Origin of the sequence: Arsenicibacter rosenii (assembly GCF_001870735.1) — a bacterium.
GTDB classification, from domain to species: Bacteria; Bacteroidota; Bacteroidia; order Cytophagales; family Spirosomataceae; genus Arsenicibacter; species Arsenicibacter rosenii.
The window spans coordinates 1-817 of sequence record NZ_MORL01000201.1; the positions used below are offsets into that span (position 1 = coordinate 1).

1 protein-coding gene and 1 pseudogene are annotated in these 817 nt (G+C 50.1%); both read left to right on the top strand.

Features of this window, described 5'->3' with window-relative positions; all coding sequences use genetic code 11:
• Positions 1-394, top strand: a 394-nt coding sequence (locus BLX24_RS33150) for a hypothetical protein (RefSeq protein ID WP_177225997.1), incomplete at its 5' end; no start/stop codon positions are given.
• A gap of 74 nt (positions 395-468) precedes the next feature.
• Positions 469-817 (top strand): annotated as a pseudogene (locus BLX24_RS30810) (hypothetical protein); the annotation flags it as partial.

Genomic DNA, 817 nt, shown 5'->3' on the forward strand with positions numbered 1-817 from the left:
GGACCGGCCGGTAGCGCAACAGGATTACGACGGGGCCGAGCAGGTAACAATGACCGAAGCAGGTGGCCGCAAAGCGCTGTGGGCCGGAAATGCCTATAACGACGCGAAAGAAAAGCCCGGGTTGTGGCCGGACAGAGTTAAATATCAGGGACCGGACAATGACCTGCTGAAAGTATTCAGTGAGGTCATGACTTACCCTGGTAACCTGTCGCAGACCTACAACTATGATCAGGCATATGGCTACTTTTTCGGGGATGTAAACCTCGATGGTAAGGTGAAGTACCAGGGCCCGAATAACGACGCGAATATCATCTTTATGAACGTGATCGATCTATATCCGTTCAACACCGGGAAGCTCTACAATTTTGACTTATTACTTGAACAATTACCCTAACCCATGGCTACCCGGCCATCAGTCGGGTAGCCATCATTAAAACAAAAAAGGAAAATCAAAAAAAAACGTTCGTAATGAAAACCATTGTTTTAATCTTGTGCATGGGCTTAGGGAGCCTGTTTCATGTCAATGCCCAGAACCGGGTAGACCTTACGGTTGCATACAGCCAGACTAATCAGCGTTATGAGGTCTATGCGATCCCATCCTTTAACACCGGTTCATTCTGGCTGGGTTCATCGCAAATTACCGTTGTTTTGCCTGCCGCCGTGGCTGATGCCCCGTTGTCTGTTTCCAGTGTCGGTGGAGGAACGTGGAGTGACGCCTCGCAGGTATTTGCGCCTTCCAGTCAGTCAGCCAGCGATTTTCATGCGATTGCCACAACCGGCAACGGGAGTATGCTGCTCAGTTTTGAGGCCGGTAAGC